The organism is Burkholderia sp. PAMC 26561, assembly GCF_001557535.2.
Lineage (GTDB): Bacteria > Pseudomonadota > Gammaproteobacteria > Burkholderiales > Burkholderiaceae > Caballeronia.
Window position 1 is genome coordinate 3043096 of sequence record NZ_CP014306.1, and the last position, 18106, is coordinate 3061201.

At 61.4% G+C, this 18106-nt stretch carries 15 protein-coding genes; 11 read left to right on the top strand and 4 right to left on the bottom strand.

All coding sequences use genetic code 11. The features are described from left to right. Window positions 1-22: 22 nt before the first annotated feature. Window positions 23-919 carry a LysR family transcriptional regulator gene (locus AXG89_RS14020; RefSeq protein WP_062169993.1) on the bottom strand — a complete coding sequence of 299 codons (897 nt, stop codon included), beginning with the start codon at window positions 917-919 and terminating at the stop codon, window positions 23-25. A 106-nt stretch (window positions 920-1025) separates the two neighbouring features. Between AXG89_RS14020 and AXG89_RS14025 the strand changes: the two genes are divergently transcribed. The 7 genes from AXG89_RS14025 to AXG89_RS14055 all read left to right on the top strand — a co-directional run bounded on the left by AXG89_RS14025 (window position 1026) and on the right by AXG89_RS14055 (window position 8209). Continuing rightward, window positions 1026-2108, top strand: coding sequence for a YeiH family protein (locus tag AXG89_RS14025; protein WP_062169994.1), 1083 nt, complete (start codon window positions 1026-1028; stop codon window positions 2106-2108). Between the two features lie 93 nt (window positions 2109-2201). Beyond that, window positions 2202-3692, top strand: a complete 1491-nt coding sequence (locus AXG89_RS14030; protein ID WP_062169995.1) for a Fic family protein — start codon at window positions 2202-2204, stop codon at window positions 3690-3692. Between the two features lie 226 nt (window positions 3693-3918). Continuing rightward, window positions 3919-4653, top strand: a complete 735-nt coding sequence (locus AXG89_RS14035; RefSeq protein ID WP_062169996.1) for a glutathione S-transferase — start codon at window positions 3919-3921, stop codon at window positions 4651-4653. 52 nt (window positions 4654-4705) lie between these two features. Next, window positions 4706-5509: an aldo/keto reductase gene (locus AXG89_RS14040; RefSeq protein WP_062169997.1), complete on the top strand. Its 804-nt coding sequence runs from the start codon at window positions 4706-4708 to the stop codon at window positions 5507-5509. 156 nt (window positions 5510-5665) lie between these two features. Next, the gene (locus AXG89_RS14045) at window positions 5666-7402 is read left to right on the top strand and encodes a ClcB-like voltage-gated chloride channel protein (protein WP_062169998.1); all 1737 of its coding nucleotides are present in this window, start codon (window positions 5666-5668) and stop codon (window positions 7400-7402) included. 265 nt (window positions 7403-7667) lie between these two features. After that, window positions 7668-7943, top strand: coding sequence for a hypothetical protein (locus AXG89_RS14050; protein WP_062169999.1), 276 nt, complete (start codon window positions 7668-7670; stop codon window positions 7941-7943). Window positions 7944-7966: 23 nt separating this feature from the next. Beyond that, entirely contained in the window at window positions 7967-8209 is a 243-nt protein-coding gene (locus AXG89_RS14055) for a DUF2795 domain-containing protein (protein ID WP_061999489.1), read from the top strand. Window positions 8210-8223: 14 nt separating this feature from the next. Here the strand turns inward: AXG89_RS14055 and AXG89_RS14060 are convergent, their stop codons facing one another. Beyond that, a complete protein-coding gene (locus tag AXG89_RS14060) occupies window positions 8224-8853 on the bottom strand; it encodes a TetR/AcrR family transcriptional regulator (RefSeq protein WP_062170000.1) in 630 nt (209 codons plus the stop codon). A gap of 247 nt (window positions 8854-9100) precedes the next feature. Here AXG89_RS14060 and AXG89_RS14065 point away from each other — a divergent pair, with 247 nt between their 5' ends. The 4 genes from AXG89_RS14065 (at window position 9101) to AXG89_RS14080 (ending at window position 15869) form a co-directional block, all read left to right on the top strand. Next, a complete protein-coding gene (locus AXG89_RS14065; RefSeq protein WP_062170001.1) occupies window positions 9101-10255 on the top strand; it encodes an efflux RND transporter periplasmic adaptor subunit in 1155 nt (384 codons plus the stop codon). After that, window positions 10252-13449, top strand: coding sequence for an efflux RND transporter permease subunit (locus tag AXG89_RS14070; protein WP_082771421.1), 3198 nt, complete (start codon window positions 10252-10254; stop codon window positions 13447-13449). Before AXG89_RS14065 ends, AXG89_RS14070 begins: the two co-directional genes overlap by 4 nt. Beyond that, window positions 13449-14906 (top strand): efflux transporter outer membrane subunit, encoded by a 1458-nt coding sequence (locus tag AXG89_RS14075; protein WP_062170612.1) that lies wholly within the window; start codon window positions 13449-13451, stop codon window positions 14904-14906. Before AXG89_RS14070 ends, AXG89_RS14075 begins: the two co-directional genes overlap by 1 nt. A gap of 105 nt (window positions 14907-15011) precedes the next feature. Then, window positions 15012-15869 (top strand): hypothetical protein, encoded by an 858-nt coding sequence (locus AXG89_RS14080; protein WP_062170002.1) that lies wholly within the window; start codon window positions 15012-15014, stop codon window positions 15867-15869. A gap of 4 nt (window positions 15870-15873) precedes the next feature. On the opposite strand, the gene AXG89_RS14085 is transcribed toward AXG89_RS14080, so the two are convergent. Together AXG89_RS14085 and AXG89_RS14090 are read right to left on the bottom strand one after the other, a co-directional pair. After that, window positions 15874-16998, bottom strand: coding sequence for a diguanylate cyclase domain-containing protein (locus AXG89_RS14085; protein WP_062170003.1), 1125 nt, complete (start codon window positions 16996-16998; stop codon window positions 15874-15876). 48 nt (window positions 16999-17046) lie between these two features. After that, window positions 17047-18069: a chemotaxis response regulator protein-glutamate methylesterase gene (locus tag AXG89_RS14090; RefSeq protein WP_062170004.1), complete on the bottom strand. Its 1023-nt coding sequence runs from the start codon at window positions 18067-18069 to the stop codon at window positions 17047-17049. Window positions 18070-18106: the final 37 nt, after the last annotated feature.

An 18106-nucleotide genomic window follows, 5' to 3' on the forward strand; every position in this document is an offset into this window, starting at 1 on the left:
GGAAATCCCTTACGGCAGCCGACTACCGGTGATTTTCCCCGTCGCCTTCCATACACAACGCACGAAAGCTCGCCGCTACCCGCGATGGCGCCGCCGCATGCGGCATCAGAATCGAAAACCGGCGCGTGAGTGGTTCAGGCGCGATCCGCAAGCGTTGCAAGGCGTCGTCCTCGTGCCGCATCGACATCGCCGATACAAAACCGATCCCCATTCCCGCCCGCACCGCTTCCTTCACACCCTCCACGCCCGCGATTTCCAGCGCGACCCGCATCTGCACGCCAGCCCGCGCGCAAGCACGCTCGACCAGTTGGCGCACGCCAGACCCCGCTTCTCTCAAGACCAGCGGCCCGGCACAGAGCGCTTCAAGTGTGGCCTCGCCATTCCCCGCAGTCAGAGGATGGCCACTCGGCGCAATCGCGACAATCTCGTCCTCGCGCCACTGCGCAACTTCGGTTCCGGGCGGCAGATCGGCGCCAACCGGCCCTTCGATCATTGCGATATCGAGCGAGCCGAGCGCCGCGACGATCTCGGTCGTGTTGCCGTCGATGGTATGGATTGTCACGTCCGGATGCTGCCGATGAAACGCCGCTATCAGATAAGGCAGGAGATAACTGGCGGGCGTGGTGCTCGCCCCGATTCGCAGGGTGCCGCTTTCGAGGCCACGCAGCGCATTCCGGTATGCGTGCGCCTGAGCGAAGGTTTCGCGAATCCGATTGGCATACACGACAAGCTGCTCGCCGGCACCAGTCAGCTTTACGCCACGGCCGTCACGCTGGTACAGCGGCTCGCCGAATTCGTCCTGCAACTGCCGCAATTGCCCCGACACCGCCGGTTGCGACAAATGCAGGGCGATCGCTGCCCGGCTGATATTTCCGTGTTCGGCAACAAACGCTAGGGTTATAAGCTGGTCAGGGGTCATTTGAAGAAAAATATCGGCTGGACTGATACTTTACATCCTAAATGACGATTTTTCATATCGATATATCGAGAATAGGATTGGCAAATCAAACCAAGGTGAAAAAACCATGTCCTCCGTCACTACGCCCCTCTCACCGAATGCCGCCCCCGCCGGCCAGACTCGTGGCCAACTGAACGGTATTTTGTTCGTCGCACTCTTCGCCGCAGCGGTGACGCAATTGTCGGCGTTGCCGGTCATTGCAAATCTGGGCTTGAGTCCGCTGATCGTCGGGATCGTCGCGGGCGCGATCTACGGCAACGTACTGCGCGACGGCATGCCGGAGAGCTGGGCATCAGGCGTGAATTTCTCCGCCCGTAAATTGTTGCGCATCGCCGTGGGCTTCTTCGGGCTGCGCGTCAGCCTGCAGGAAATCGCGCAAGTCGGCTTGCCGGGGTTGACGGTATCGGTGCTGGTCGTGGTGAGTACGCTTGCAATCGGCACGTGGGCCGGCATGAAGCTGATGAAACTCGACCGCGATACCGCCCTGCTGACCGCCGCGGGAAGCGCGATATGCGGCGCGGCGGCCGTTCTTGCGTTCGAATCGACGCTGCAATCCGAGCCGCACAAGAGCGCGATGGCCGTTGGCAGCGTGGTGCTGTTCGGCACGCTCTCAATGTTCCTCTATCCGCTCGCCGTGCATCTCGGCTGGCTGCATCTGGATACGCTGGGAGTCGGCTTGTTCTTCGGCGGCACGATTCACGAAGTGGCGCAGGTCGTGGGCGCCGCGAGCAACATAAGCCCGGAAGCAACGCATATTGCGACCATCGTGAAGATGACGCGCGTGATGTTGCTCGTGCCGGTGCTGCTCGTGATCGGCATGTGGGTGAACCGCTCGCGCAATGCAGCGGATGGCGCCGATGGCACGGATGGCACAAAGCGCAAGCTCGCGATTCCCTGGTTCGCGCTTGGGTTCCTCGCACTGGTCATCGTGAATTCGCTGCACGTTCTGCCCGCCGCGGCCACACATTCGCTGAACACGCTGGATACGTTCGCGTTGACCATGGCGATGACGGCGTTGGGTATCGAAACGAGGGTCGCGCAGATTCGTCAGGCCGGGCCGCGTGCGCTCGTGACAGGGGCTATTTTGTATGCCTGGCTGATTGGCGGCGGGCTGGCGATTACGGTAGGTGTGGAGCGGTTGCTGGGATAGTTAGCGCCGCAACTGAGGAATTTTCGATTAGAGACCGAGAATTGACCGCTTTTGTTAAGATATTTCGAATCCGCTTAAAAAATTTCGAGTCTTATGGCATTTATCGGCTACGCACGGCTTATCGAACAATTCTCATTGCAGGTTCGCCCCTTGGATGCGCCTGCATCGACCAGCGGCTCCGTCAATAGAAGAGTCGACACGCACGACCGGATTCTATTTCCTAGAAATGTTTCAGTCGACGACTCGCCCGTAGGCCATCTCGAATTCGCGCTGCGACATGAAGGCGTCAATCTGGAAGTTATCGATGCCGCGTTCCAGCACATCTCGCCAGTTGATCTTGCGACCCGGCTTAAAGCTGCGCCAACCGGAAATCACATTCGACGGGCATGCTACTTGTGGGAGTGGCTTACCGGCGGTGACCTACCGACCACAGGAATCGCCATGGCCGGGGGATACGTTGATCTGTTTCCAAGAGAGGCCTACGTCACCGCTGAGAAGCCAGTCAACAAGCCGAAATTCCGCGTTCGCGATAACGCCCTGGGTACGGCCGACTTTTGCCCCATCGTCCGGCTCGACGCTGTGCCCCAGGCGCCGTCGGTGATCGAACTATTCGATGAAGCCAGGCGCACTCTCGAAACCTTATCCGACCCGGCGCTTTATGAGCGCGCCGTCAACTATCTGAACTTGTCCGAAACGCGCAGCAGTTTTGCCATCGAGCGCGAGCAACCGAGCTCGGAAAAACAAGAACGGTTTATCCAGCTCTTGCGCCGCGCGGGTGAACCGGTAGTCGTTGACGAAGACTGGCTGGTCGACTTGCAAAATACCGTTGTGCGGGATGTATTTAGCCAGGAAGCGTCGTATCGGACGACACAAAACTGGCTTGAAGATGCGACCGGGAAAATCTCATTTTTTCCACCACCGCCCGAAGATTTGCGACGCCTCATGGACGGGTGGGAAGCGTTTGTCAGCGAACGAGGCCGATGCAATGACGTATTGGTGAAAGCGGCCTGCGCTGCATTTGGATTTGTATATATCCACCCGTTCCTCGATGGCAACGGCCGGCTTCATCGTTTTCTAATTCAGCATGTCCTGGCAAGGTCAGTTCCGCTTCCCGGAGGCGCCATCGTTCCGGTGTCTGCAGTCATCCTGAAGGACATCCCGGATTACCTCGCCGTGTTGACCCGGTTTTCGCGTCCTGTGACTAATCTGTGGCGCTACACGCGCGGTGATGTCAGCCCAATGGTGATCGAATCGCCGCCGAGCCGGGCTTATCGGTTTTTCGATGCAACCCGGGAAGTCGCGTTTCTGCACAAAATGATTCGACTTGCCGTCCAAGAGGAGATACGACGCGAGCTCGCATGGCTGACCGGTTACGACGTCGCCTTTCGACAAATCGATACCGAGTTCGACCTGCCTCAAAAGGATATTTCCGCTTTGATACGGATGATTCAGTCCAACCAAGGGAACATCTCGGCGAACCGGCGCAAGCAGTTCAGCCATCTGCCAGCTACGGTGCTCGACCGGATCCAGGAGATTGTGCGAGATACATTTTTTAGCGCTATTGGTAGCAAGAACGAAAACTAGGCTGATCTTTTTTCAATAATCGCTTCGAAACTCGCGGAAAATATGGCTTTTACGAATTAAACGAGTTTTTTGCGAGCGGGGGGCACCGCAATACCCTCTTTTGCAACTACGCGGCGCGATTTATTGGCGAGTTCGCCAAGGACACTCCTGCAGCGCTTCCACCGGCACAACCGTTGCTACCCTTCCCAGTTCACCCCGCCAACATTCAGACATGAGGATCTTACGAATGGCGTACGAGCTCTATTACTGGGATGGCCTTCAGGGTCGCGGCGAATTCGTTCGGCTCGCACTCGAAGATGCGGGTGCGGACTACATCGATGTGGCGCGCGGCGCCAAGAAAGACGGCCAGGGCACGGGCGCGATGATGAAGATCATCGAAAGCGAGAGCGAACCACATATTCCCTTCGCGCCGCCCTTTCTCAAAGACGGCGAGCTGATCGTGCCGCAAGTCGCGAACATCCTGTTTTACCTTGGTCCCAAACTCGGCCTTTCGCCCAAGGACGAAAAGCTGCGTTACGTTGCCAACGGTTTGCAACTGACCATCGCGGACATGGTGGCCGAAGTCCACGATACCCATCACCCGCTCGCCTCCGACCTGTACTACGAGGACCAAAAGGACGCGGCGAAAACGCGGGCGAAGGATTTTATCGACAACCGGATTCCGAAGTTCATCGGTTACTTCGAGCGTGTGCTCAAGCAGAATCCGCACGGTTCCAGACACATGGTCGGCGATCAGACCACCTATGTGGATCTGTCGATATTCCAGCTTGTCGAGGGCCTTCACTATGCCTTCCCGCGCGCAACCAGGACATTCGCAAAGCAATACCCGCACGTGCAAGCGCTCCACGACGCCGTTCTGGATCGCCCAAACATTGCCGCATATGTCGATTCGGAACGCCGGATTCCCTTCAATGAATCCGGTATCTTCCGGCATTATCCCGAGCTGGATCAGGATGCCTGAGCGCACCTGGACTCGCTCGGCCCTTGAATAACCGTACTCAAAGGAGCATCAGATGGTTGAAACGATTCCCTCATTTGGACTGGGTACTTTTCGTGTGGATGCCGAAAAGACCGTGAACGCAGTCAAGAGCGCGCTGCAGCTCGGCTACCGCCATATCGATACCGCGAAGTTCTACAACAACGAAGAGTCCGTCGGCAAAGGCGTGCGCGATTCGGGCATTCCGCGCGAGGACATCTGGGTCACGACGAAGGTCTGGCACGACCAGTTGCGTAGAGTTGATGTGGTGAAGAGTCTCGTCGATAGCCACAAGAAACTGAACATCGGCACGATCGATCTGGCGCTTGTCCACTGGCCGTCGCCCGACAGCGTGGTGCCGATCGCGGAAACCATCGCGGGATTCCAGGATGCGCAGAAGCAAGGGCTGATTCGCCATTTCGGCGTGTCGAACTTCACCGCACCGCTGCTGGAAGAAGCGCTGAAGGTGCCGGGCGGCGAAGGTATCGTGACGAACCAGTTCGAGATCAGCCCGTTCCTCGCCAACCGCAAACTGGTCGAAGCGACGCAAAAGCTCGGCGTAAAGGCGACCGCGTACATGCCGCTTGGCGAAAGCCGTGCGCACAAGGATCCGACGCTCAACGAAATCGCGAAGAAGCATGGCGTGACGGCCGCGCAAGTGACATTCGCGTGGCTGTTGTCGCGCGATATCGTGGTGCTGTCTGCATCGACGAATCCGGAACATCAGCAGGTGAACTGGGACTCGCAAAAACTCAAGCTCGACGCCGACGACATCAAAAAGATCGATGCCCTCGACGAAGGCGAACGCCACGCCAAGCCGCCTTTCGCGCCCAAGTGGTGAAATAGCGGTTGCATGCTGGACAGCCCGGTCTTGCGCAGGCACGACCGGGTTTTTTATTGCCGCGACACCCGCAGCGCGTGAAGTCCCCGCGCCCGGTCGCCAGTGATATCCTTGCCCCCGCAAACCTCCGCCTCGACCCGATCACACCCAGCTCACGTGCTTTCATTCCTCCTCAAGCTGCGTACCCGCGCACAGCGCCGGTTCCGGTTCTCCGAAGCCCATACCATGCTCGTGTGGGCAGTGATCGTCGGCGTGGCCGGGGCGTTTGCGACGGCGGCGTTCCGCAGTGGTATCGACGAATTGCAGCGGCTCTTTGGCGGCACGAACGGCAACTTCGTCGAGATGGCCACCCGCCTGCCGTGGCCCGTGCGCGCTACGTTGCCTGCGGCGGGCGGTTTGATCGCGGGACTGTGTCTTCTGATGGCGCGGCGTAGGCCGACCAGTCAGGCGCATGCGGACTACATGGAAGCAGTGACAATCGGCGATGGCGTCGTGCCTGTGTCGCAAAGCCTGTGGCGCAGCGTCTCGTCGCTGTTCACCATTGCGAGCGGCGGGTCCATCGGGCGTGAAGGTTCTATGGTGCAACTCGCCGCACTCTGTTCTTCCCTGATCGGCCGCTGGGTTCACTTCGATCCGCCGCGCCTGCGTTTGCTCGTCGCGTGCGGCGCGGCGGCCGGGATCACATCGGCTTACAACGCACCCATTGCCGGCGCGTTTTTCGTGACAGAGATCGTGCTCGGTTCCATCGCGATGGAAAGCTTCGGGCCGATCGTCGTCTCGTCGGTGGTGGCGAACATCACGATGCGCGAATTCGCGGGGTATCGGCCGCCTTACGAAATGCCGGTGTTCCCGACAGTGACCGGCGTCGAAGTGCTGCTGTTCGTGCTGCTCGGATTGATATGCGGCGTGCTGGCGCCGTATTTCCTGCGCCTGCTGTCGGCATCGAAGGAACGCTTCGCGCTCTTGCCCTTGCCGGTGCCCATCCGGCTCGCGCTCGGCGGTCTGATCGTCGGCGTGATTTCGATCTGGTATCCCGAGGTCTGGGGCAATGGCTACGAAGTCGTCAACTCGATCCTGCATCACGCGTGGACCTGGGAAGCGCTCGCCGCCGTGCTGCTCTTCAAGATCGTCGCGACCGCAGCGACTGCCGGCTCGGGCGCGGTCGGCGGGATCTTCACGCCGACGCTGTTCGTGGGCGCGGTCGTCGGTTGCCTGTTCGGACTTGCCGCGCACGCCATCTGGCCGCACTCCACCTCCGCGCCGTTCGCCTACGCCATGGTCGGCATGGGCGCGTTCCTCGCCGCCGCCACGCACGCGCCGCTGATGGCCATCCTGATGATCTTCGAGATGACGCTGAGCTATCAGGTCATGCTGCCGCTGATGCTCTCGTGCGTGGTGGCATTTTTTATCGCGCGGGCCTCGGCGCAGACATCGATGTACGAAGTCACCTTGCGCCGCAATCGCGATGAAAAGGAACGCGTGCGCCTCGCTGCCACGCAGATGCGCGAACTCGTCAAGCCGGCTGACACGATCGTGCAACTCGATGCCGACGTGAAAGCCATGACGCGCGTGTTCCTCGAGTATCCGGTGAAATACCTGTACGTCGTCGATACAGACGGTTTGTTTCGCGGCGTAGTCGCGCTGAAGGACATCACGTCCGACCTGCTCGACGAACGCGATACCGCAGTCAAATCGGCTGCGGACTATCTGCAACCGCATTTCGATGTGCTGACGCCCAACATGTCGCTTGGCGAAGCATTGCAGCACTTCATGGCATTCCAGGGCGAGCGTCTGCCGGTCATCGACTGCGCGGCGCGGCCGGTCCTGCTGGGCGTGGTGTACAAGACGTCGCTGCTCGATGCTTACTTCCGCCTCAATCCTGCCTCGCGCTAAGTCAGGACAAACCCGCGTTGAATTTGCGCGCAGCGTGCAAAAACGTGGCGTCCACGGCGGCCAGGAAAAGACGCGCTGCATCTAGAAATCACGCGAAGAACTTCTTGCCGCGTCCGGCCTCGGCTGGCTTTGCGCTACATGTGAAATCGTCAGTCGATTCGCTAAAGAGTGGCGGCCACTGATTGGCATAACCCTTGCTCGAGTCATCGCTGATAATCTTGTACTGCCTTGATCTGATTCGTTTTGTTGTCAGGAGGGTTGGGCGATGAAAACCTCGACGGTGTTATCCATGGCGCTGGTCTCCGTGTCCTGCTACGCGGCCCCGCTTCACACGGGAGACGGAGCTGCCGACGCCGCGCGGCAAGAGCAGGCGACGCGCGTGGCGCTGGCCCTCCGGGCAAACGCAGCGCCAGTCTCGCCGCCCGCGCCCGACATCGCCGCACAGGAAATCGATCACGCGCGCTGGCGCCACGTGCCGTTGCCGAAGTCGCACTCGCCTAGTCACGGCATGGTGAGTCAGGTAGTGCAAGCCCGTACATGACTCAACCACAACCCAGGACACAGATGACCGATACACGCATTAGCGAAGGCCTGAACTACGAACCTATCAACGATGAAATTGCGCAGGTTCTCCGCGACGTGAAGTTCCCGGCCAACAAGGACGGCATCGTCGATGCAGCACGCGCCGCGGGCGTGAGTAATGACGTAATCAGTGTGTTCGACGGCTTACCCGAACAGGACTACGCAAGCGCCGATGCAGTCGAGCAATTGCTCGGCAGTGGCGCAGGCCCGGGAATATCGGCTTGAAATAAAACACCAGTTCAGGCGGTCCCGGCCTTTTCAGCCCCAAACACCACCCGGCTGAAGAACTTGGCGAGCACCGACTCGGACATTTCGGCCCCGCAGCCTTGCGGGTCCGAAGTATAGAAAAACTGCATTCCATCGATCAACGCCGTCAGGCCCAGCGCCAGTTCTTCAGCCGGCATGGGCAACGGCGTTCCCGCACGCTCCGAAAACGCGACGATGTACGCCGTCGTCATCTGCAACAGTTCCCGGATGAATGCATTGAATTGCGCGCGGAATTTCGCATCGCGGCTTGACTGCAATTTCGCTTCGACCCAGAGCAAAAAACACTTGTTGTCGCGATAACAGACGCTGTAATACTGCAGGAGGCGCGCTTCCATGTCGGCGCGCGTCGCCTCGCCCTCGAAGATGGAATGCAGCCGTTTCATGATGACGTCGTGATCACGCTTGAGAAGATCCAGGAACAACGCCGACTTGCTGCCGAAGTTCGAATAAAAAGCGCCGCGCGTATAACCGGCCGACGCCGCGATGTCCTCGACACTTGCCGCAACAAATCCCTTCTTCATGAATACCGCTTGGGCAGCGTCCATCAAACGCTCTCTGGTTTGATCGCGGCTTTGTTCCCGGGTCAGGCGAATTCGGTTCATCCGCGAAGTTTATCATCTCAAAAATTTAGATACAGAGTCGATTCCAGATACAGTGTTGTATTAGAATGCAACCCGTATCTCGGTATCAGCATACTCGAAAGCATGTGGGCATTGGCTTTCGGACGCTTCGATCACCGCAACCAAACCGCTTGAATCTCATGAAAACGCGCTGCATCAGGCTGAGTCGGTGCTGCGCGTTCACCGTTTTGCGTCGAGGTCATCCGTGATTCTGCAAGTCTGTCGTCGCATGTTCTCGCTGTTACCGCGGGTTGAACGCCGCACGGTTTCCTTCCGTGCAGCGCTTGTCGGATCTATTGGCGTGGTCGCCGTCGTGACGTTGGCCGCGTGCGGCAAGAAGGACGCGCCGGCCGTTGTCTTGCGTCCGGTGGTCGCCGTCGCAGCACAGGCCGATACCCGCGCGTCGCAATCGTCGTTGCCCGGAACCATCGAATCGCGTTATTCCACGCCGCTGTCGTTTCGTGTCGGCGGGAAGATCATTGAGCGCCGCGTGCGGCTTGGCGACCGGGTGAAAGCCGGTGACGTCGTGGCGCGCCTCGATCCCGCCGACAACACCAAGAACGCCGCCGCAGCCGCCGCTCAACTCTCCGCGGCGCAGCACCAGTTGACCTACGCCGAGCAGCAGGTCACGCGCGACCGGGTACAGGCACAGGAAAGCCTGATCTCGCGCGCGCAGCTCGAACAGACCGAAAACGCGTATGCCGCAGCGCTCGCGCAGCGCAATCAGGCGCAAGCGCAGTCGGCGTTATCGCAGGATCAGTTGAAGTACACCACGCTCATCGCCGACAAAGCCGGCGTCATCACCGCTGAACAGGCCGACACGGGGCAGAACGTGTCAGCGGGACAAGCCGTCTACAACCTCGCATGGAGCGGCGAGACCGATGTGGTGGCCGATGTGCCGGAGACGGCGCTTGCCTCGCTTGCAGTCGGGCAGAACGCTACGGTCAGCATCGGCGCGCTTGCCGGCAAGAAATTTGCCGCACGCGTGCGCGAAGTGTCCCCCGCCGCCGATGCACAGAGCCGCACGTACCGCGTAAGGCTCACGCTCGAAGCGCCCACGCCGGAAGTCCGGCTTGGCATGACCGCCGATGTCGCCTTCGCGCAGAGTACGGCTTCGGCTTCCGGCACCCCGGGACAGTCATTCACGCTGCCTTCCACGGCACTGTTTCATGCCGGAAACTTGCCCGCCGTGTGGGTCGTGAAGGCGGACAACGCGCTTGAATTGCGTCGCGTGGAAGTGTCGCGTTATGGCGAGCGCACCGTGACCGTATCGCAGGGAATCGCGGCGGGCGAGCGCATCGTATGGCAAGGCGTCCATACCGTTTCCGCCGGCGAAAAGGTTCGCGTGGTCCCGCCCTTGCATCCGGAAGATTTCGCGTCATGAGCGATCAAGAGGGCAAACAGACGCGCGGCACCTCCGCCGCCGAGGCAGCGGCGGCTTCCGGCGATTATCGTCACGAAGAAGGCCGCTTCAATCTCTCCGCGTGGGCGTTGCGGCATCAGGCGCTGGTCGTCTTCCTGATCGCCATGGCGACGATCTTCGGCGTGCTTGCTTACACGCGGCTCGCACAATCCGAAGATCCGCCGTTCACGTTCCGCGTGATGGTCATCCAGACCTTCTGGCCGGGCGCAACCGCGCGCCAGATGCAGGAACAGGTCACCGACAAGATCGCGAAGAAGCTGCAGGAAACGCCATCGACGGACTTCCTGCGCAGCTACTCGCGCCCCGGCGAATCGCTTCTGTTCTTCACGATGAAAGACGGCGCACCTGCGAAGGAGGTGCCCGAAGAGTGGTATCAGGTGCGCAAGAAAGTCGGCGATATTGCGTACACGCTGCCCCCGGGCGTGCAAGGCCCCTACTTCAACGATGAATTCGGCGACGTCTTCACCAACATCTACACGCTGGACGGCGACGGCTTTTCGCCTGCGCAGCTTCACGATTACGCCGACTCGTTGCGCACGGTCCTGCTGCGCGTGCCGGGCGTCGCGAAGGTCAATTATTTCGGCGATCAGGACGAGCGCGTTTATGTAGAGATATCGAATACGCAATTGACCCGGCTTGGCATTTCGCCGCAGCAGATCGCGCAGGCTATCGACGGGCAAAACGCCGTCGCCCCCGCCGGCACCATGAACACGCCGAACGACCGCGTATTCGTGCGCCCGAGCGGCCAGATCACCGACATGGCCGCGCTCGCCGACACGCTCATCCGCGTGAACGGCCGCTCGTTCCGCCTTGGCGACATCGCGGCGATCAAGCGCGGTTATCTCGATCCACCTTCCACGCAAATGCGTTCGGGCGAAAAGCCTGTACTCGGCATCGGCATCACGATGCAGCCCGGCCAGGACGTCGTGCGTCTGGGCAAGGCGCTCGACGCACAGGTGGCGCAACTGCGCACGCAACTTCCCGCCGGCCTCGTGCTGAACGAAGTGTCGAGCATGCCGCACGCGGTATCGAAGTCGGTGGACGATTTTCTCGAGGCGGTGGCCGAAGCTGTCGTGATCGTGCTGATCGTGAGTCTCGTGTCGCTGGGTTTTCGTACCGGCATGGTCGTCGTGATCTCGATTCCGGTCGTGCTCGCGGTGACCGCCCTCTTCATGTATCTCTTCGATATCGGCCTGCACAAGGTCTCTCTGGGCACGTTGATTCTCGCGCTGGGCCTCCTGGTCGACGACGCGATCATCGCGGTCGAGATGATGGCCGTAAAGCTCGAACAAGGATGGAACCGCTCGCGCGCCGCGGCTTATGCCTACACGAGCACCGCCTTCCCCATGCTCACCGGCACGCTCGTCACCGTCGGCGGCTTCCTGCCTATCGCGCTTGCAAAATCGAGCACGGGTGAATACACGCGCTCGATCTTCGAGGTATCGGCGATCGCGCTCATTGCATCCTGGTTCGCGGCAGTCGTGCTGATTCCGCTGCTTGGCTACAAGCTGTTGCCCGAACGCAAGCGCGAGGCACATCACGCGCATGATCACGAACACGATATCTACAACACGAAGTTCTATACGCGGCTGCGCGGCTGGCTCGCGTGGTGTATCGAGCGGCGCTTTGTCGTGCTTGGCATCACGCTCGTGCTGTTTGTCATTGCCATGGCGGGCTTCACGCTCGTGCCGCAACAGTTCTTCCCGAGTTCGGATCGTTCGGAACTGCTCGTCGATGTCCGGCTGCAGGAAGGCGCCTCGTTCGAAGCTACGTTGCGCGAGACCAGGCGTCTGGAAAAGGTGCTCGAAGGACGTCCGGAGATAGATCACATCGTGAACTTCGTCGGCACTGGTGCGCCGCGTTTTTATCTGCCGCTCGACCAGCAATTGCCGCAACCGAACTTTGCGCAGTTCGTGATCACCGCGAAGTCCGTGGAAGACCGCGAGAAACTCGCAAGCTGGCTGGGACCCGTTTTGCGCGAGAAGTTTTCATCGATAAGAACACGCCTTTCACGGCTCGAAAACGGTCCGCCGGTCGGCTATCCCGTGCAGTTTCGCGTGAGCGGCGACGATTTGCCGACCGTGCGCGGCATCGCGGAAAAGGTTTTCGCCGAAATGCGCGCCGACAGCGGCACGGCCAACGTTCAATACGACTGGGACGAACCATCGGAGCGCTCGGTGCGCTTTCAGATCGACCAGAAGAAAGCGCGTGAACTCGGCGTCAGTTCGCAAGACGTGTCCAATTTCCTCGCGATGCAATTCACGGGCTACACGGTCACGCAGTATCGGGTGCGCGACAAGCTGATCAGCGTCGACCTGCGTGCGCCGCAAAGCGAACGCGTCGATCCGGCGAAACTCGCCACGCTTGCCATGCCCACACCGAACGGTCCCGTGCCGCTCGGGACCATTGGGCATGTGGTGAACGACCTGGAATACGGCGTGATCTGGGAGCGCGATCGACAGCCGACCATCACCGTGCAATCCGATGTCAGCGCGGGTGCGCAAGGCATCGACGTGACGCATGCCATCGAGAAAAAACTCGATACGCTGCGCGCGAGCCTGCCGGTCGGTTACAGGATCGAAGTCGGCGGCCCGGTCGAAGAAAGCGGCAAGGGTCAGGCTTCCATCAACGCGCAAATGCCGATCATGGTGATCGTCGTGCTGACGCTCTTGATGATCCAGTTGCAGAGCTTCGCACGCGTGATGATGGTCGTGCTGACCGCGCCGCTCGGGCTGATCGGCGTGGTGATCACGCTGCTGCTTTTCAACAAGCCATTCGGTTTTGTCGCGATGCTCGGCGTGATCGCCATGTTCGGCATCATCATGCGCAATTCGGTGATCCTCGTGGATCAGATCGAGCAGGACATCGCGGCGGGGCATCCGCGTTTCGATGCCATCGTCGGTGCAACCGTGCGGCGCTTCCGGCCAATCACACTGACCGCAGCAGCCGCCGTCCTCGCGCTGATTCCGCTCTTGCGCAGCAACTTCTTCGGGCCGATGGCCACCGCACTGATGGGTGGCATCACGAGCGCGACCGTGCTTACGCTGTTCTATTTGCCGGCATTGTATGCGGCGTCGTTCAGAGTGAAGCGCCATGAGCGCGCGGATTACCAGGAACCCACTACGCCCGATGCTGGAAACGGAGGCCGGTCATGATGCGTTTTTCCCTGGCTGCCTTTGGCGTTGCAGCCGCCCTGTCCGCCTGTTCGTTTGGCCCGGACGGAACGCCGCCCATATTACCGCCGGTACCGCACTACGGCGTATCGGCGCAACCCGCGCGCACTGTGATGGCCGAAGGCGTGACACAGACCTTCGATGCCAACGCGAAACCCGTTCCCGACTGGTGGAAGCTCTACCAGTCGGACGCGCTGAACGCTCTCGTCGACGAAGGCCTGCGCAACAGCCCGAACCTCGCCGCCGCCGATAAAAGCCTCGCCGCCGCCCGCGAACAACTGCGGGCGCAAGTCGGCTCGTCGATGCTGCCGAGCATCGACCTGGGCGGACAGGCCAACCGCGAACGTGCGATCGGCGTGCCGAATTTCGGGCCGCCGACCGTGCTCTACAACCTGTTCGTCGGCCAGATCCGCGCGCAGTACACGTTCGATCTGTTCGGCGCGGCGCGGCTCGCCGACCGCGCGCTGGCGGCGCAGGTGGACAGCCAGTCCTGGCAATTCGATGCCGCTCGTCGAGCGCTCGCCGCGAACATCGTGACCGGCGCAATCAGTGCGGCCGCGTTGCACGCGCAGATCGACACAACGGAGCGCCTCGTCGTTCTCGCCGATGAAGACGCGCGCGACACGCAACGCCGCTTCGAACTCGGCTCGGCGTCGCGCTCGGACGCGCTCAATGCGCAATCGGGCGCGGCTTCGTTGGCTGCGTCGCTTCCCGGCTTGCGCGCCCAATGGCTTTCGACGCGTCACGCGCTCGCCGTCCTGCTCGGCCGTACGCCCGATCAGGCGCCCCCCGATCTCGATCTGGCGGCGCTCACGGTCCCGGCGAACGTGCCGGTCGTGGTGCCATCGGACCTGCTTGCCAGCCGGCCCGACATCCAGGCCGCCGATGCCTTGCTCAAAGCCGCCGCCGCGCAGGTCGGCGTGGCGACCGCGCAGATGTACCCGAGCCTGTCGCTGTCGGCGCAAATGGGGAAAGCCGGGTTCAGCTGGCCCACGGCGCTATCCGACGCGGGCGCCATCTGGGGCATCGGCGCGTCACTTTCGCAGCCGCTTTTCCATGGCGGCGCGCTGCTCGCGCAAAAGCGCGCGGCGCAGGCGAGCTACGAAGCCGCGGTGTCGCAATACAAGCAGACGGTGCTGACCGCATTCCGCAACGTCGCCGATTCTCTTGCGGCGCTCGAGCAGGACAACCAGGCGCTGAATTTCGCCGATACCGCCAGCCGCACCTCCATGAGCGTCTTTACCGATTCGGCGGCCCGTGCGCGGCTCGGCGCAATCCCGCCGTCGTCGGTTCGGGCGAGCGAGCGGCAGTATCGAAATGCCAGGCTCGATGCAATCCGCTACGAAAGCGCGCGCCTGACCGATACCGCGCTGCTCTTCCAGGCGATGGGCTCGCCGAACGGCGGTACAGCGAACGTGGCTGCGGCGAGCGCCAAATGAATGGCGTGGCCGGGAGAAAACCATTCACTATTCGGATAAATCCGGTTATCTCGGACTGCCGTTTGCCATAGGCTTGCGTTCTTTCGTGCAATCCGAGGAAATGCCATGTCTCGCCCACCGATCCGCGACGTCTTCCGATTCGCTCATTTGGGACTGGAAAAAGTCGCGCTGGCATGTGCTGCCTTCAGCTTGATGCACGCAACGGCCCGCGCCGATGAAACGGCACCGCCTGAACCCACGGTTGTCGATCAATGGGCCTTGCCAGCGGGCGTTCAACCGGGCGTCCCGGACGCCGATCAAACCGTCCGGAATACTGTTCGCGACGATCCGTGGGCAAACCCGGCCGCAGTACACATCGTGCAGGACGATTCGTGGAGCGCACCTTCTGGCAATCAGGTCAGATCGGGAGAGCAACTGCACGCAGTCACACCCGCTCGACAAACAATGGCGGCAGCCGACCAGCCGGGCCGACCGGCGCACCCCGCCAACGTCCTTGTGATGGACAGCTCGAACTGGAACGAAACGCCGCGCGGACGTTCGCCCGGCCTGATCGCCAGCAACAATGCATGGCGCAAGCGCGTAGCGCCCGATTCGGCCGCGACGATCGAACGCGACGCCACAAAACACAATCGGGGGACTCAACCGGCCGCAGTGTTGAAACTTGATGGCAGTGCGCAATCCGATCCCTGGATCACCCCTGCAGCAGCCTCCAAAGGTGCCGACAACGCTGCGGACTGGCAGAACCTCAGGCTTGCATCGGCGCATCAGCCACGAAGCTGCAATCGCGACTGGAGCATCTTCTCCAGCCCGGGTTGCCCGGATTCCAGGAACCCTGCCGATTCAGCGAAGGGCACACAGGTGCAGGCAAGCGGCAATACCGTGCGCCGCCTGATCGCCATAACGCCGGACGGTCGCTGGCGCGCTCCGCTGGTTATCGACGCCGAGGCTTCGCCGCGAAAGTAAGCGCTTATGCGCCGCCGACTTCGACCCGGTTACGTCCATCGCGTTTCGCACGATACAACGCCAGATCAGCCGCTTCGATAAGCTGCTTCACGTCTTCGCCAGGTTCCGGCACTTGCGTTACGCCACCCACACTGATGGTGACGCACTTGGCAACCGCGCCGGCATGCGGCACGGCAAGCGTCTCGACCGCCGCGCGAATTTTTTCGCCGAGGAGGCGCAATCCCGCAGCCGACGTAGACGGCAGCACCACGGCAAACTCTTCACCGCCAAAGCGCGCAGCGAGATCCGCAGGTCGGTTCAGGCAAGATTCAACGGCGCGCGCGACGTGCTTGAGCACATCGTCACCGGCGACGTGACCGTAGGTATCGTTGTATGACTTGAAGCTGTCTACATCGATCATGAGGAACCCAAGCGGCGACTTGTCGCGCGCGGCGCGTTTCCATTCGGCGCTCAGATAATCATCTAGGCAACGCCGGTTCGACAAGGCCGTCAGCCCGTCCGAATTCGTGAGGCGCTGCAATTCCAGATTCGTTTCCAGCAGCTTCTGCTGCGACGTACGCAACGCGCGATACGCCTCGTCGCGCTGCGTGAGGTTCAGGTACGAGCGCGAGTGGTAACGGATCCGCGCGATCAGCTCGATGCTGTCCGGCAGTTTCACCAGGTAATCGTTGGCGCCTGCCGCAAACGCCGCGCTCTTGATGCGCGGTTCCTCTTTCGTGGACAACACGATGATCGGGATATCGCGGGTCGACTCATGTTCACGATACTGCCGCACGAGCGTCAGTCCATCCACGCCGGGCATCACCAGGTCCTGCAGGATCACGGTTGGCCGCGTGGCTTGCGCCACCCGCAACGCGTCCTCCGGGTTCGCGCAGTAATGGAAATCGAGCCTCGGCTCGTCCACCAGCATGCGGCGCACGGCTTCCGCTACGATCGTCTGGTCATCGACGAGCAGCACCATGACCGCGCTTTCCGCCGCGCTCGGCATGTTCAGCGCGTCGTTGAGCAGGTCGGCGGCGTGGGTAGCCGCAGCCGACGTGTCGTCGCTGGGGCTCTCCGGCTCGGCTTCCCGGCTCTGCGCCTCACGTCGGGCACGCTCTGCCAGCGGGTCTGCGTTTCGATGTTCCATGACTGTCCTGTGTGATCCTGAATACTCAATCGGTTCTCAAGCGCGAGCTCATACGCCTCGCTTGCGCGACGATGCGAACGCATTGACGGCAGCATTCGCGATGTTCTGAAGCGGCAGGATGGAAACAGCCGCATTGATTGCGGCGGCCGCTTTCGGCATGCCATATACAGCGCACGTCGCCTCGTCCTGGGCGATCGTGTAAAACCCGTTGGCGCGCATGGCCGCCAACCCCGCTGCGCCGTCGCGGCCCATGCCGGTCAGCAGCACGCCGACCGCGTTACCGCTCCAGCGCGCGACGACGCTGTTGAAAAATACATCGATCGAAGGTCGGTACGGCGTCGCCTCCGGATCTTTCGTGTAGCCAAGCCGGTTACCGCCGCCAAAATGCAGGTGGTCGTTGGTCGCGGCCAGCAGCACCTTTCCCGGCTCCGGACGATCGCCCTCGCGGGCAATGTACACCGGCAATTTCGACTGTGCGTTCAGCCATTCCGCCATCCCGATGGCAAACGCCTGATCCACATGCTGCACGATCACCGTCGCCGGCGTGAAATCGGCCGGCAGCGCGGCGAGCAGCACCGCAAGCGCTCCGGGACCGCCGGCCGACGCGCCTATCGCAAGCAAATCCATACCGGGTGTAATACGCGGCGCGGCACCCAGTGGATTCGCAGCGGCTTTTGCCCGCTGCTGCGCCCCGACCTGGTCGATCTTCGCGATCAACGCGGCGATCCCGCGCTTCGCGTCGGGGCCGGCGAGCGCGGGGGTATCGACGGCATCGAGCGCGCCTGCGCCCATTGCCTCGTACACGCGCCACGAGTTCGCACCCACGTCAACCGTCACGATCAGGATCGCGCACGGCGCCTGACGCATGATCCGCCGTGTGGCTTCCGTCCCGTCGACGTGCGGCATCACGAGGTCCATCAGCACGACGTCCGGCTTCTGCGCCGTGCAGTAATCCACGGCCTGCACGCCATCGGTCGCCACCCAGATCACATCGAAATCAGGCCGCGTCGCCAGCGCCAGGCGCGTGGCTTCCACCGCAAGCGGCATGTCGTTCACTATTCCGATCTTCATTGCCAGCCCCCAGCTCTCTCGTTTTTATAACTGCATC